Below are 13,410 nucleotides of genomic sequence, written 5' to 3'. Positions count from 1 at the left end.
GCAGCGGGCATCGCTTCGGACGAGAGGGCAACACCCCACCCCGCAACACCAAGGAGCGAACACCATGGCTGACAAGGACACCGGACCGGAAGCTGGCGCCAAGGGCGTCGTCGAGGACGCCAAGGGCAAGGCCAAGGAGGCTGCCGGCGTGCTGACGGGCAACGACGACCTCGAGAACGAGGGCGAGGCCCAGCAGGACAAGGCCGAAGCCAAGCGCGAGGCGTCCCAGAAGGAAGCCGAGGCCGAGAAGGCTCGCGCCGAGGCCAAGGCCGAGGAAGCCGAGCAGAAGTCGCACCAGAACTAGGCCGACCGGCCCGCCAGAACACCGCGCCCCCTACCGTCTCGAACGGTCGGGGGCGCTGTTGTGTCACGAGCAGGCACACTCGGAGGTCCCTCGAAAGGCTTCTCCAGTGACACCCCCTGATCAAGAACCCGACGTTCCCGACGCGGAACCCACCACCGACACCAGCTCCCCCAGCCCCGACGCCGGGCCCGACGCGGCGCCCGACGCCGGGCCGGACGCACCGCCCGCGTTCGCCGACCTCGGCTTGCGCGAGGAGCTCGTCAAGGCCCTCGACCAGCTCGGCTACGAGGAGCCCACCCCGATCCAGGCCGAGGCGATCCCGCCGCTCCTGGCGGGACGTGACCTGCTCGGCCAGGCCGCCACGGGTACCGGCAAGACCGCCGCCTTCGCCCTCCCCCTGCTGCAGCGCATCCCCGACGAGGTCGACCGCGGACGACAGCCCATCGGGCTGGTCCTGGTCCCGACCCGCGAGCTGGCCATGCAGGTCTCGGAGGCCATCCACACCTACGGCAAGGCCATGGGCGCCCGCGTCCTGCCGATCTACGGCGGCCAGCCGATCTTCCGCCAGCTCAAGCAGCTCGACCGTGGCGTCGACATCGTCGTGGCCACCCCCGGCCGGGCGATGGACCACCTCGGCCGTGGCTCCCTGGCGCTGGACAGCCTCGAGGTCGTCGTGCTCGACGAGGCCGACGAGATGCTCGACATGGGCTTCGCCGAGGACATCGAGGCCATCCTCGAGCAGGCCCCGGCCGAGCGACAGACCACCCTGTTCTCCGCCACCCTGCCCCGTCGTATCTCCTACCTGGCCGACCGCCACCTGAACAACCCGGTGCGCATCCAGATCAAGCGCGAGGAGCCGGCCGAGGGCGAGGCGCCGAAGGTCAAGGAGGTCGTCTACGTCGTCACCCGGCACCACAAACCGGCCGCCCTGGCACGCGTGCTGGACGTCGAGGACCCCGCCGCCACCATCGTGTTCTGCCGCACCCGCCTGGAGGTCGACGAGCTGACCTCCACCATGAACGGCCGGGGCTACCGGGCCGAGGCGCTGCACGGCGGCATGGACCAGGGCATGCGCGACCGCGTGATGAACCGCTTCCGCTCCGGTGCCGCCGAGCTGCTGATCGCCACCGACGTCGCCGCCCGCGGCCTCGACATCGACACGTTGACCCACGTGGTCAACCACTCCTTGCCGTCAGCGGTGGAGTCCTACACGCACCGCATCGGCCGCGTCGGCCGCGCCGGCCGCGAGGGCATGGCCATCTCGCTGGTCGAACCGCGCGAACACCGTGCGATGAAGGCCATCGAGCGCCACACCGGCCGCAAGATGCAGGTCGAGACCGTCCCCACGGTGGCTGACCTCCGCGCCCGTCGCCTGGGCATGCTCCGCGCGTCGATGCGCGAGATGTTGCTGGCCGACGGCGACGACCTCGACACCTTCCGCCCGGTCGTGGAGTCGTTGTCCGACGAGTTCGACCTGGTCGAGATCGCGCTGGCCGGCATCAAGCTGGCGCACGACGAGACCCACAGTGACGCCGATGACGACGACGTCCCCGAGGCGTCCTTCTCCGGCAAGGGCAAGGGCGACAAGGGCGGCTACCAGGGCAAGAACAGCCGAGGCGGGCCGGGCGGCGGCAAGCCCCGTTCCTCCTCCGGTCCGACCACCAAGCTGTGGATGAACCTGGGTCGCGAGGCCGGCATGCGGCCCAAGGACCTGGTCGGGGCCATCGCCAACGAGACCAGCCTGACCGGTCGCGACGTGGGGGCCATCCAGATCCACGGTCGCTTCAGCCTGGTCGAGGTGCCGGCGGCCGCGGCGGAGGAGGTCATCAGCTCGCTGATGCGCACCAAGATCCGTGGCAAGAAGGCCAAGGTTCGCGAGGACAAGATCACCTGATCGGGGTCAGGGGACGCCGGGTCGACTGAGGGGGTGGGACGCCGACCCGGCGCCGCGATCCAGACCGTCGGGTCGGGACCACGCCGTGGGTTTCGACACCCCGGTGTCATCTTCCTGCGCGAGCTGACCCCGGTTCCCATCCGGGGGCGGCCAGCACGAAGCCGTCGAAGGTGAATCCGGGGGCGACCACGCAGGTCACGAGGCTCCAGCCCTCGGTTGCCTCGGCGGCCTGCCAGTGCCCCTCGGGCACGACGACCTGCGGTTCCTGACCGGCCATGACGTCGCCACCGAGGACGTGGTCGGTCACCGCCTCGCCGTCGGGGCTCAGCCGGAGCCGCACCGGTGCGCCGGCATGGTGGCACCAGATCTCGGCCGCATCGACGGTGTGCCAGTGCGACCGCTGCCCCTCCTCCAGCAGGAAGTGGATCGCGGTGCTCGTGGCCCGTTCGCCGTCGGCGGCCGGGGCACGCCACGTCTCGGCGTACCAGCCGCCCTCCGGATGGGGCTGCATGCCGAGCCGGTCGATCAGGTCGCGGGCCGTGGGGTCGGTCATGCGGCGCAGTCTCTCGTGTGGGCTCGCGGCGGTCGGGGAACACCCTGCCCATGCCCTCCACCCAGCCCGACAGCCCCCTGACCCCACCCGACAGCTCGCTGGAGCGGATCTGGGCGAACCTGCATCCTGCGCCCGCGCTGCCGCTGGACGGGCCGTTCGTCGCGGGCCTCGGTCCGTTGCTGGACGACCTCGGGCGTCGCGCCGGAGGGGTGCTGCACGGCCCCCGTGCCCGCCGCGTCATCGGCGCGGTCGGCAACCGCTACAGCGTGCGGGTCGACCCGGACCGGGTGCAGAGCCGCGGGATCATCCGCTCGCACACGGCGCGGTGGGACGACACCGAGGCCGTGGTGCTGGAACCGATGGCGGCGATGGCGGCGCGACGGCTGATCGGGCGAACCGCCGGGACGCTCGTCGGCCGCTGGGTCCCCATCCCGGGCCTGCGCTGGCTGGCCGGCAGGGTCGTCGACCGCCTGGCCGGTGTCGTCGCTGACGTGTCCACCACGGTGATCGACGGCAGCCCGTCGGTGCTGGTGGGCGTGCGCACGACGTCGGGTGACGGGGTTCGGCTGGAGGGACCGCTGGCGCTGACCGCGTTGTTGTCACGCGGGCTGACCGAAGTCGTGGTCGGCGAGGCCGTCCGTCGGGGCATCCCCGTCGAGGTCGCCCACGACTGACGGCCCGCCCTGAACTGTGCAGGTTGGCCGGCCCCTCGGCAGTGCTGCACCAGGCGGTGGAGGAGTGGTGCAGCTCGGCCGGCCGGTCGGGCCAGGTGCACAATCCGGGTGGTGACCGACCCGTCCGCCCCCTCCCTCGACGACGTGCTCGAGGCGTACGCCGCCACCGACGTCGACGTGTGGTTTCCCACCCGGACGCGTGTCGCCGGATCGGCCGCCCGTCGTGATCTCCCGACACGCGTCGTGGTGATCACGGCCTGGAACCCGAAGAGCCGACCCACCGACGAGGCGACCAACCGGCAGGCCAACGCCGACCTCGCTGCGGTGCTGCTGGCGATGGGCGCCACGGTCCTGCCCGCCCGTGGGACTGCCGCGGACGGCGGGTGGTCAGAGGACTCCTTCGCGGTGCCCCTCGACGGCGGCCGCCCGTCCCTCCACACCCTGCTCGCGGTCGGGCGGGCGTTCGGACAGCACGCCGTCTACGTCATCGACGACGACCACCTCGACATCGTCGCGTGCGCCGGCGGATCGTCCCACCGGCTGCCACGCGTCCGATGACGGAGGGCATCAGCCAGCGATCGTGCTGACGACCTGTTCCTCGACCAGCCGGGACAACGCGGCAGGCCCGCCGACGAAGACGGCACCGTCGATCAGGTCGGCCTCCTCGTCGAGGAACCGTCCGACCGCCGGGCTCGAGGTCAGGTCGGTCGGGTCGGCCAGCAGCAAGACGTTGCCGTCACGCCATGCGGCGACGCCGGCGGTCAACGCGTCGGGGAACGCCGTCCCGGAGGCCATCCAGACCGTCTGGATGCCGGCGCCGAAGCGCGTGCGGGCCGCCTCCGACAGCAGCAGCGCCGTGGAGTACCGGTCGTCACCGCCGAACCGTTCGGTCGTCATGCCGATGTCCTGCAGCTGCTCGGCGACCCCAGATGACAACGCCGACGGGCCTCCGGCCAGCCAGACGCTGTCCTGTCCTTCGTCCAGTACCCGGTCGAGGGCGTCGAGGGTTGCCTCGGGGACCGCGTCGGTCCCGCTCAGCAGGATCGGCGTGCGGCCCCAGGTGGCCAGGTTGGCGGCGGCCAGGGCGTCGGGGAAGGCGTCGGCGCGGGCGAGCAGCACCTGCTGGACACCTCCGCCGAGCGCGACGACCTCCTCCGCGATGCGGACCGCCGTCTCCACACGACTCGGCCCGGCCAGGCGAACCACCCGGTAGCCGTTGTCGGCCAGCGACCGCTCGATGTCGATCGATAGGGCCGCGGTGCCCCCGGCAAGGTAGACGGTCTCGACGTCGAGCCGCTGGAGCTCGTCCAGCACGCGGCCGTCGAGCCGGCTGGGATTCGTCAGCAGGATCGGTCCGTCAACCTCTGCCGCCAGGGTCGAGGAGGTCAAGGCGTCGGCGAACTCGTCGGCGCGGGCGATGACCGCAGCCGGGGCACTGGTCCGGCCGTGCTGCGACACCTCCACCGCCGTCTCCACGCGGCTGTCGCCGTCGATCCGTTCGGAGGGGTCGTCGGTCGGGTCGGTCGGATCGGTGCCTGCAGCCAGCTCGGCGTTGTCGCTGGTGCCGCTGTCGTCGGAGTCCGCATCGGTTGGGTCGGTTCCGCCAGCGACCTCGTCGCCATCGGACAGGCCGTCACCATCGGAGTCGACGGACGTCGGGTCGGACCCACGATCGACCTCCTCACCGTCCTCCAGGCCGTCACCGTCCGAATCGACGTCTGTGGGGTCGGACCCACGTCCGACCTCGTCACCATCCGACAGTCCGTCACCATCGGAATCCGCATCCGTCGGGTCGGACCCCAGGGCGACCTCCTCACCGTCAGCGAGGCCGTCGTCGTCGGAGTCGGCATCCTCGGGGTCGGTGCCGGCGAGCAGCTCCTCGGCCTCGGTCAACCCGTCGTTGTCCGGGTCCGTCTCGTCGGTCACACCGGCCCCGACGGCGTCGAGGGTCCCGTCACCGTCGGAATCGGCATCCGCGGGGTCCGAGCCCGCAGCCACTTCGTCGCCGTCGGACAGCCCGTCGTCGTCGCTGTCACGATCCGTCGGATCCGACCCGATGACGATCTCCTCGCGGTCCTCGAGGCCGTCGTCGTCGGAGTCCGCGGCGGTCGGATCGGTGCCACGCCCGACCTCGTCGCCGTCGGGCAGGCCGTCGGCGTCGGAGTCCGCGTCGGTCGGATCGGTCCCGGCCGTCAGCTCGTCGCCGTCGGACAGTCCGTCGTCGTCGGAATCCGCGTCGGCAGGGTCGCTGCCCGCCTCGACCTCGTCCCCGTCGGACAGTCCGTCGTCATCGGAGTCGGCGTCGGTCGGGTCGGTCCCGGCGACCGCTTCCTGCCCGTCGTCTCGTCCGTCGTGATCGCGGTCGGCCTCGTCGGCCACACCGGCATCCACGGCGTCGGGGATGCCGTCGTCGTCGGAATCGGTGTCGGTGGGATCGGTCCCCGCCGCCAGCTCGTCGCCGTCGTCCAGCCCGTCGTCGTCGGAGTCGGCATCCGACGGGTCGGTACCGCCTGCGACCTCGTCACCATCCGACAGACCGTCGTCATCGGAATCGGCGTCGGTCGGATCGGTCCCGGCCGTCAGCTCGTCCCCGTCGGACAGTCCGTCGTCGTCGGAATCCGCGTCGGCGGGGTCGCTGCCCGCCTTGACCTCGTCCCCGTCGGACAGTCCGTCGTCATCGGAGTCGGCATCCGTCGGATCGGTACCGGTGGCGACCTCGTCACCATCCGACAGACCGTCGTCATCGGAATCGGCGTCCGCCGGGTCGGTCCCGGCCAACGTTTCCTCGGGGCCGGTCAGCCCGTCGTCGTCGGGGTCGTCGCCCGTGGCCTGGCCGGCCTCGACCGCGTCGAGGGTCCCGTCGTCATCTGAGTCGGCATCCGACGGGTCGGTCCCCGCGGCCACCTCGTCACCATCCGACAGTCCGTCGTCATCGGAGTCGGCGTCCGTCGGGTCGGTCCCGGAAGCCGCCTCCTCCCCGTCGGACAGGCCGTCGTCGTCGGTGTCCGGGTCGTAGGGGTCGGTACCGTCCGCACGCTCGTCGACGTCGGAGACCCCGTCGTCGTCATCGTCGTCGTCGTCGATCCAGCGGTCGTCGCCCCCGGGCGACGTGCCGTGGTCGGGTTCGGTCGGGTCATCCCCGGATGCAACCTCGTCGCCGTCGGAGATGCCGTCGCCGTCGGTGTCGGCGTCGAACGGGTCGGTGCCCGCGCCGTACTCCTCGTCGGTCGTCAGTCCGTCCTCGTCGCTGTCGGCGTCCCCGTCGACACCGTCCTCGAGTCCGCTTCGTGCGATGCCGTCGGTCGAGGCGATCGAGACGTCGAGCAGCACCGAGGCATCGCCGCCGTCGACGGCCACGGTCCCGGAGACGGCGTCCCCGCCGTCCAGGACGATGTGGACATCGCCGGACGCGTGATCCGCGTCGGTGTCGAGGTCGGCCAGCAGGTCACCGTCGGTCCCGGTGATCGTGGCGTCGTCGGTGGCGTCGATGATGACCTGCGTGAGGGTGACCGGCTCGTCGCCCTGGTTCACGACCTCGATGGTGAACACGCCACCGTCGAGGCGGACAACGTGCACGACGAGCTGTCCCGATACGCCTGCATCGGTCCGGGGTGCGCAGGTGGAGGAGGCGTGGGCCTCGGCCACGATCACATCGGCGTCGACCAACGCGTCCAGGCCGAGCAGCGGCAGGGACGCGAGGGTGTCGCCGGTGTAGAGGTGCAGGCCCCGGACGGTCGTGCCCTTGCCGTTGTTGTCGGGGGTGATCTCGTTGAGCACCAGGGTGGCGACCTCGAGCGGTTCGGCCAGCCCGAGGGCGGACAGGGCAGAAAGCGGCAGCTCGACGGGCACGGTGAGGTTGGCCGGGACCAGGCCCGACAGGGGCAGGTCCTGGCCGAAGACGCGAACCCGGTCCACGGTCGTCCCCGTGCCCTCGAAGCCGGTACAGCCTGCCGTGGCGTGGGCCCGGACCAGACCGACCTCCACGGCCGGCCCGACTCCCGGGATCTCCAGCAGCACGACGTCAGCCACCTCGGCGGTAGCCGTGGCGGTGCCGGTGTCGGCGTCTGCAGTCGCGTCGAGCTCGACGGCCCCGACATCGGCGAGCGGGGTCAGGGGAACCGACAGCAGGGTCGCTGCATCCACCGCGGGCCGAGTGGGCGGCGACTGCGCCTCGACCGAGGGAAGGCCGTCGATCGGGATGATGTCGAGGCCGATCAGGTCCACGTTGGCGGCGACGCCGCGTGCGTCCGAGCGGGCAGGGGTCGAGCGTCGCGCCAACGCAGGAGGGGCCACCACCGCCCCGACCACGAGCACGACGAGAAGGGCGGAGGCAAGGCGGGACAACACTGTCTGACTCGATCTGTCGACGTCGGCGGGGTTCGGGGCGGGCCCCCTCCCCCGCGCCGTTCGTCCCGTGATCGTCAGGTCGCCCGTTGCAGTTGAGCCCCTTCGTCGCCGGTGTTGCCGTTGCCGGCCACAGGTCGTCGTTCGACGCGCGACGCGGCCAGCGACGGGAGTGTCAGCGGGCCGTGCAGCACCCTGAAGAGGTCGAACAGTGTCCGGGTTCCCCCGGCGACCACCGCGTCCCGCAGCGGGCTGTCGGGCTGGTCCAGCAGGTCGCGCCACTGCGGCGGCAGGGTGGCCAGCGTGCTCGTGACGAACACGCGCCAGCCCGCTCGTTGGGCCCTCGGCAGGTCGGGCGGGTCCAGCAACCAGCGAAACGACGCACGTCCCAGCTCGCGCAGCTCGAGCTCGGGCTGGAACTCGGCCAAGCGGCGGGTCAGACCGACCACGTCGGTCGGGACCCAGCCCTCCTCCACCAGGGGGAGGGGCACCTCGCCGTCGCGCAGCCGCGCACCCGCGTCGGGGTCACCACGCAGGGCATCGAGGTCCACCCGCGGGTCCAGCAGCGCGTTCAGGACGGCTTGCTCGGCCACGAACCGGTCGGCCAGCTCGTCGGTGACGGGGCGCTGCCCGAAGGCCCGGTGGACCGCCAGCGTCGACTCGGTGAAGGTCATGCCGACCCACGCCAGGTAGTGCGGGTCACCGGCGGAGTACGGCTCGTCCTGCGCGGTCCGGCCGACCACCCGGCGGTGGATGCGCTGCACCGTGGCGCTGATGTCGAGGGCCTGACCGGTGCTGCCGAAGTTGGCCAGCTGCAGGTACAGGGCCGTCCGCTTGATCCGGCCGAGGAAGTCATCGGCGAACGACCCGTGGGTGTGGACCGCTTCCAGGGCGATCGGGTGCAGCATCTGCACCAGCAGGGCGCGGAAGCCCATCGGCATCACGCACGGCTCGCCGAGCAGCTGCCAGGTGGCCGACCCCGGCCCCATCAGCCCCGGGTCACCGGGATCGACCGTGGCGTCGAACGGATCCCCGAACATCGTGTGCACGCCGTGCTGCATGACCGAGCGGACGCCGGGCACCCCGCGGGGGAAGACCCTGCTGGCAAGGCTGCTGATCATCGGCTCGACCCTCCACAACGATTGAGACAACGATCGCACGACCGTCTCAGTGCCTCAACGGTCGATCCCGTCGATCGCGTGCTGGGCCCACTCACGCAGCAGCGCTTCGTCGTCGGCCACCGTGGGCGGGACCGACCAGTACGGCATGCGGCCGTGCTTGGTCGAACCCGCGTCCTCGAACACGCGACTGTCCTCGCCCCTTGCCTTGAGGAAGACATCCGCCTTCGAGTCCACCATGCCGAACATCGACCCATCGTGGAAGATGCCGTGGCCACCGAACATCTTCTTGGAGGTGACCGGGCCGAGCGGCTGCCATTCCTCCACCAGCTGCTCCGCCCGTGCGGTTGCGTCGGCGGTCAGCCGTGCACCCTTCTCGCCCATGTCGGCTCCCTCTCGGTCGGCTGGGACGAGCGTACGCCGGTCAGGGTCACCAACGGAGGGGCCAAGCGGCCGGAGCCCGCGCCCGTCCGGCCCGGTACGGTTCGGAGTTCGCGTGGACCGCCTGCGCGCCCCTGGAGGAGACGCTGATGGCATCCACCCACGTGACCGTGGCCGGTGACACCCTGTCGCTGGAGGCCGCCCAGTCCTGCATCGGCCGGTACTGCGGTGCCCCCGCCGACCGCTGGGAGCCCGACCGCACCCGGCCAATCGACCCCGGCACCCCGGCCCCGATCTTCCGTGCCCACGGCTACCGCACCTACGACTGCGTGCCGGCCGCCCCCGGACGCACCCTGGAGCCCATCGACGTGCTGGTCGGCGCGGGGCTCGGCGACGGCATGGACCATGACGCCGTCGACGCGGTCCTCGGCCTGCGACCCGCGCTGGACGAGGCGTTGCTGGCGCTGCCCGACCCGGCCCCCGTGCTGTGGGAGATGTCCAGCGCCGAGCTGTTCGGCAAGGGCGGCATGGCCACCACCAACGGGGAGCTGTGGCGGCCCTGGGCCCTGCTGATGAACGTCCGCGGGGTCGGCATGCGCACCACCCACGCCGTGCTGCACCACAAGCTGCCGACCGTCTACCCGCTGCTGGACCGCCGGACCGTCGGCCACTTCGCCAAGCGGTCCCAAGCGTGGCAGCAGACCCACCAGGACCTGGTCGAGCAGGACGAGGCGTGGACGATGCTGGAGGACTGGCAGCGCGAGACGATCGTCCCCCGCTCCGGCCCGGGTGCGGTGCCCCTCAACCGGCTGCGCCTGCATTCGGTCATCCTGGACGTCCGCACGACCTGATCGTCCCCCGCGGGGTCACTCCCCTGCGGGGTCGCCCTGCATGGCCGCGACCATCTCCTCCATCGAGACCTCGCTGGTGCGGGTGTGCAGGCTCCACTGGTGCCCGAACGGGTCCTGCACGGTGGCCGCCCGTTCGCCGTAGAACTCGTCCTTCGGCGGACGCAGCACCGTGGCGCCGGCCTCCTCGGCACGCGCGACCGCGGCATCGACGTCGGGCACGTAGCGGTGCAGGATGACCGACGTCGCCCCGGTCCGGTCGGGACTTCGCGTGGGCCCGTCGTCCATCTCCGGTGACATGTCGGCCAGGTAGAAGGGGTGACCGTCGACGGCCATCTCGGCGTGGCCGACCTGGCCGTTCGGCATCGCCAGCCGCATCTTCTCCTCCGCTCCGAACGCGGCCGTGTAGAAGTCGATCGCAGCTGCGGCCCCCTCGACGATCAGGTAGGGGATGAAGCCCTCGTGGCCGGGCCGGTCGTGGCGGATGTCAGGCATGGGCATGGCTCCCTTGTGATGAAGGCAGTTCAGCATCCTCCGTCACTGGGCATCCTCCCACCGTTGCCGCGGACCTTCCAGACCCACCCGCCGAGAAACTTTCGCCGATCCGGACGGTCCAACGACCGTACGACACCCCCCACGAACGGGAGCCGCAAGCCATGTCCACGATGTCCACGTCCTCGCCCGTCCGGCGCATCATCCAGACCGCCTCGCCGAACGCGACGGTGTACGGCATCGGCGACGGCTGGCGGATCTACGCCCAGACCGCCGATGGCTGGCAACCGCTCGGCACGATCATGGATCCGGTGCAGATCGGGGCCCGCATGACGATCATCAGCGACCACGTCGTGAGCTTCTCCTCCATCGTGGTCAGCGACGACCCGGTGGCGTCGACGGTCGGCTGACCTCCGCCACACCCGCGGCCGCTGCACGGCCGCTCGACGGTCGCTGTCGGATCTGACGACGGCGAACCGTCACACTCCGGGGCACGATGACCGCCGACAAGCCCCTGTCCAACCGAGACGTCCGCCGTGCGCCGCTGCTGGATGCCCGCGCCGCCACACGCTGCCCGCTGCGCACCCACCTGATGATCGAGCCGCCCGAGCACGTGGTGGAGCAGCCCCTGCCCGTCGACGTGCTCGTACGGATCGAGGAGGGACGGGCCTTCGAGGACCAGGTCATGGCCGAGGTCGCCGCCGCGGTCGGTGACCTGCCGACCCTCACCGGCGACGAGGCTGCCACCCTGGCGGCCATGGCGGCCGGGGTACCCGTCATCCCCCAGGCCGAGCTACGGGATCACGAGGGTCGCCGGACCGGCCGGCCCGACCTGCTGGTCGCCCTGCCCGACCCCACCCCCGGGGGCAGGACCGCCTACATGCCGGTGGAGGTGAAGGCGCACCTCGTGACGGCGAAGGCGAAGGGTGGATCCCTCGGACCGCTGCGGGCCTGCGCCCACACCGACGTGGCCGACGGGCTGGACCCCGCTGCCATGGCGGAGGTCGAGGGACCGTGGACCCGGAAACGGACCGACGACCTGCTGCAGCTTGCCCACTACCAGCGGCTGCTCGAGCACCACGGCCATGCCGGACCGGGCTGGGCCGGCGTCATCGGGTCGGACCGGACCCTCGCCCTGGTGGACCTGACGGCACCGACCTTCCAGTCGTGGCGCAACACCACGGGGCGCTGGTCGACCCTGGAGAAGTACGACCGCGAGTTCGGCTTCCGCCTGGACGTCGCGGCCCTGGCCACCGACCGTGTCGACGGCCTGACCGACGAGGACCCGCTGGTCGTCCCGGCGCGCTCCAGCGAATGCGACCGCTGCCGGTTCGAGGGTGTTTGCACCCCACGCATGGAGGACGCCGACGAGCTGACCCTGCTGCCGAAGGTCACCTGGGACGTCCGGCAGCGCCTCCATGCCTCTGGCCTGACCACCCGGACGGCGCTTGCGCTGGCCGACCCGACGGCCCTGCCCACCAAGGCGATCCGCGAGGCCGCCGACCACGCGCGGGTGCAGACCAGCGGGGTTCCCCTCGCCAAGGTGCGGGGCGCGGACGTGCTGGAGCTGCCCCGCGCCGACGTCGAGGTCGACGTCGACATGGAGTCCACCGCCGACGGCCGGGTCTACCTCTGGGGTTGCCTGGTCACCGACCGGCGTGCCGGGACGCCGCCGGAGTACGTGCCCTTCGTCGACTTCGCCCCCGAGTTGGACGACACCGCGGTGTTCGTGGCGTTCTGGGACTGGCTGCAGCGGACGCGGAAGGCGGCGATCGATGCCGAGCGGTCCTTCGCGGCGTACTGCTGGGCCGGCGGTGGGGCGGAGGACCGCTACCTGCGCCTCTACGGCCCGCGCATCGGTGTCGACGTCGAGTCCTTCATCACCTCCCCCGAGTGGGTCGACCTGCACCGCGTGGCCCGTGCCCACGTCACCACCGGCGGCTCGTTGGGCCTGAAGGTGGTCGCTGGCCGGCTGGGGTTCCAGTGGCGCGACGACGACCCCGGCGGCGGCCAGTCGATGGTCTGGTACGGCGACGCGGTGGCTGGGTCGCACGAGCAGCAGCGACGCCTGCTGGACTACAACGCCGACGACGTGGAGGCGACCCGCTGGGTTCGCGAGCGCCTGGCCGAGGTGTGGGCCGACCTGCCCCGGGTCGGGGACCTGATGCCGACCGGCTGACCCACCGGCCAGCACCTCCCTGGCTGCTGGCCGCGAAATGCCTGTTTTGCCGGCCCCCGCGGCGGGAATCATCCCGCGGTCAGGCCCGGACCCCCTCACCCCGCGTCCGAAGGAGCCACCCCAATGCGCCGCCTGCGACTGCGCTTCGCCACCCCTCCCCCCTCCCCCTGCGGAGTCGACACCGTCGGTCATGGCGACCTCGACATGCTCGCCTTCGTCGAGCTGCTCGGGTGGGCCGGGACCCGGATGGTCGTCGACGTCCGGGACGCCTCGGCCCGATCGGGGAGACCCGAGATGGACGCGGCCGCCCTGGACCGCGACCTGCGTGACCTCGGGATGGAGTACATCGACCTTGCGTCCGATCTCGGCCATCACGACGTGCTCGACCCACCGGATGCCTTCTGGAACGCCCTGACCTGGATCGAGGGGCGTGGCACGTGGCAGCGAGTCATCCTGCTCGGTGCGGCGGAGGACCCGACGTGGTGCCCGCGACGTCGGATCGCCCGGCTGCTGATCGCCAACGGGACCGACGTCCACCACCTGCGGTCGAACGGTCGGCGGCAGGCCGACGACGAGCTGGAGGCCGCGACGTGGATGGTCCGGCAGGAGTAGCATCCGCGACG

At 71.7% G+C, this 13,410-nt stretch carries 13 protein-coding genes; 8 read left to right on the top strand and 5 right to left on the bottom strand.

Features of this window, described 5'->3' with window-relative positions; translation table 11 throughout:
• The first annotated feature begins 64 nt into the window (after positions 1-64).
• Both mbp1 and DVS28_RS02015 read left to right on the top strand, forming a co-directional pair.
• Entirely contained in the window at positions 65-304 is a 240-nt protein-coding gene (gene mbp1 / locus DVS28_RS02020; RefSeq protein WP_114589969.1) for a microaggregate-binding protein 1, read from the top strand.
• Positions 305-410: 106 nt separating this feature from the next.
• Entirely contained in the window at positions 411-2,198 is a 1,788-nt protein-coding gene (locus DVS28_RS02015) for a DEAD/DEAH box helicase (RefSeq protein ID WP_114589968.1), read from the top strand.
• Positions 2,199-2,304: 106 nt separating this feature from the next.
• Here the strand turns inward: DVS28_RS02015 and DVS28_RS02010 are convergent, their stop codons facing one another.
• Positions 2,305-2,751: a cupin domain-containing protein gene (locus DVS28_RS02010; protein ID WP_114589967.1), complete on the bottom strand. Its 447-nt coding sequence runs from the start codon at positions 2,749-2,751 to the stop codon at positions 2,305-2,307.
• 50 nt (positions 2,752-2,801) lie between these two features.
• Here DVS28_RS02010 and DVS28_RS02005 point away from each other — a divergent pair, with 50 nt between their 5' ends.
• Together DVS28_RS02005 and DVS28_RS02000 are read left to right on the top strand one after the other, a co-directional pair.
• Positions 2,802-3,425 (top strand): hypothetical protein, encoded by a 624-nt coding sequence (locus DVS28_RS02005; protein WP_114589966.1) that lies wholly within the window; start codon positions 2,802-2,804, stop codon positions 3,423-3,425.
• A 111-nt stretch (positions 3,426-3,536) separates the two neighbouring features.
• On the top strand, positions 3,537-3,983 hold the full coding sequence (locus DVS28_RS02000) for a DUF3293 domain-containing protein (protein ID WP_164709823.1): 447 nt from the start codon (positions 3,537-3,539) through the stop codon (positions 3,981-3,983).
• Positions 3,984-3,992: 9 nt separating this feature from the next.
• Here the strand turns inward: DVS28_RS02000 and DVS28_RS01995 are convergent, their stop codons facing one another.
• The 3 genes from DVS28_RS01995 to DVS28_RS01985 form a co-directional block, all read right to left on the bottom strand.
• The gene (locus DVS28_RS01995; RefSeq protein ID WP_114589964.1) at positions 3,993-7,772 is read right to left on the bottom strand and encodes a cell wall-binding repeat-containing protein; all 3,780 of its coding nucleotides are present in this window, start codon (positions 7,770-7,772) and stop codon (positions 3,993-3,995) included.
• A gap of 74 nt (positions 7,773-7,846) precedes the next feature.
• Positions 7,847-8,890 carry an oxygenase MpaB family protein gene (locus DVS28_RS01990; RefSeq protein WP_114589963.1) on the bottom strand — a complete coding sequence of 348 codons (1,044 nt, stop codon included), beginning with the start codon at positions 8,888-8,890 and terminating at the stop codon, positions 7,847-7,849.
• A 54-nt stretch (positions 8,891-8,944) separates the two neighbouring features.
• Positions 8,945-9,271: a TfoX/Sxy family protein gene (locus DVS28_RS01985; RefSeq protein WP_164709822.1), complete on the bottom strand. Its 327-nt coding sequence runs from the start codon at positions 9,269-9,271 to the stop codon at positions 8,945-8,947.
• A 146-nt stretch (positions 9,272-9,417) separates the two neighbouring features.
• Here DVS28_RS01985 and DVS28_RS01980 point away from each other — a divergent pair, with 146 nt between their 5' ends.
• On the top strand, positions 9,418-10,119 hold the full coding sequence (locus tag DVS28_RS01980; RefSeq protein ID WP_164709821.1) for a DUF6308 family protein: 702 nt from the start codon (positions 9,418-9,420) through the stop codon (positions 10,117-10,119).
• 15 nt (positions 10,120-10,134) lie between these two features.
• Here the strand turns inward: DVS28_RS01980 and DVS28_RS01975 are convergent, their stop codons facing one another.
• The gene (locus DVS28_RS01975; RefSeq protein ID WP_216826334.1) at positions 10,135-10,611 is read right to left on the bottom strand and encodes a VOC family protein; all 477 of its coding nucleotides are present in this window, start codon (positions 10,609-10,611) and stop codon (positions 10,135-10,137) included.
• Between the two features lie 161 nt (positions 10,612-10,772).
• Here DVS28_RS01975 and DVS28_RS01970 point away from each other — a divergent pair, with 161 nt between their 5' ends.
• The 3 genes from DVS28_RS01970 (at position 10,773) to DVS28_RS01960 (ending at position 13,399) form a co-directional block, all read left to right on the top strand.
• Positions 10,773-11,018 carry a hypothetical protein gene (locus tag DVS28_RS01970; protein WP_114589959.1) on the top strand — a complete coding sequence of 82 codons (246 nt, stop codon included), beginning with the start codon at positions 10,773-10,775 and terminating at the stop codon, positions 11,016-11,018.
• A gap of 86 nt (positions 11,019-11,104) precedes the next feature.
• Positions 11,105-12,787, top strand: a complete 1,683-nt coding sequence (locus DVS28_RS01965; RefSeq protein ID WP_114589958.1) for a TM0106 family RecB-like putative nuclease — start codon at positions 11,105-11,107, stop codon at positions 12,785-12,787.
• Between the two features lie 123 nt (positions 12,788-12,910).
• Positions 12,911-13,399: a DUF488 family protein gene (locus DVS28_RS01960; protein WP_114589957.1), complete on the top strand. Its 489-nt coding sequence runs from the start codon at positions 12,911-12,913 to the stop codon at positions 13,397-13,399.
• The last annotated feature ends 11 nt before the right edge of the window (positions 13,400-13,410 follow it).

Origin of the sequence: Euzebya pacifica, assembly GCF_003344865.1 — a bacterium.
Classification (GTDB): Bacteria; Actinomycetota; Nitriliruptoria; order Euzebyales; family Euzebyaceae; genus Euzebya; species Euzebya pacifica.
This window is presented reverse-complemented; position numbering and strand designations above follow the sequence as displayed.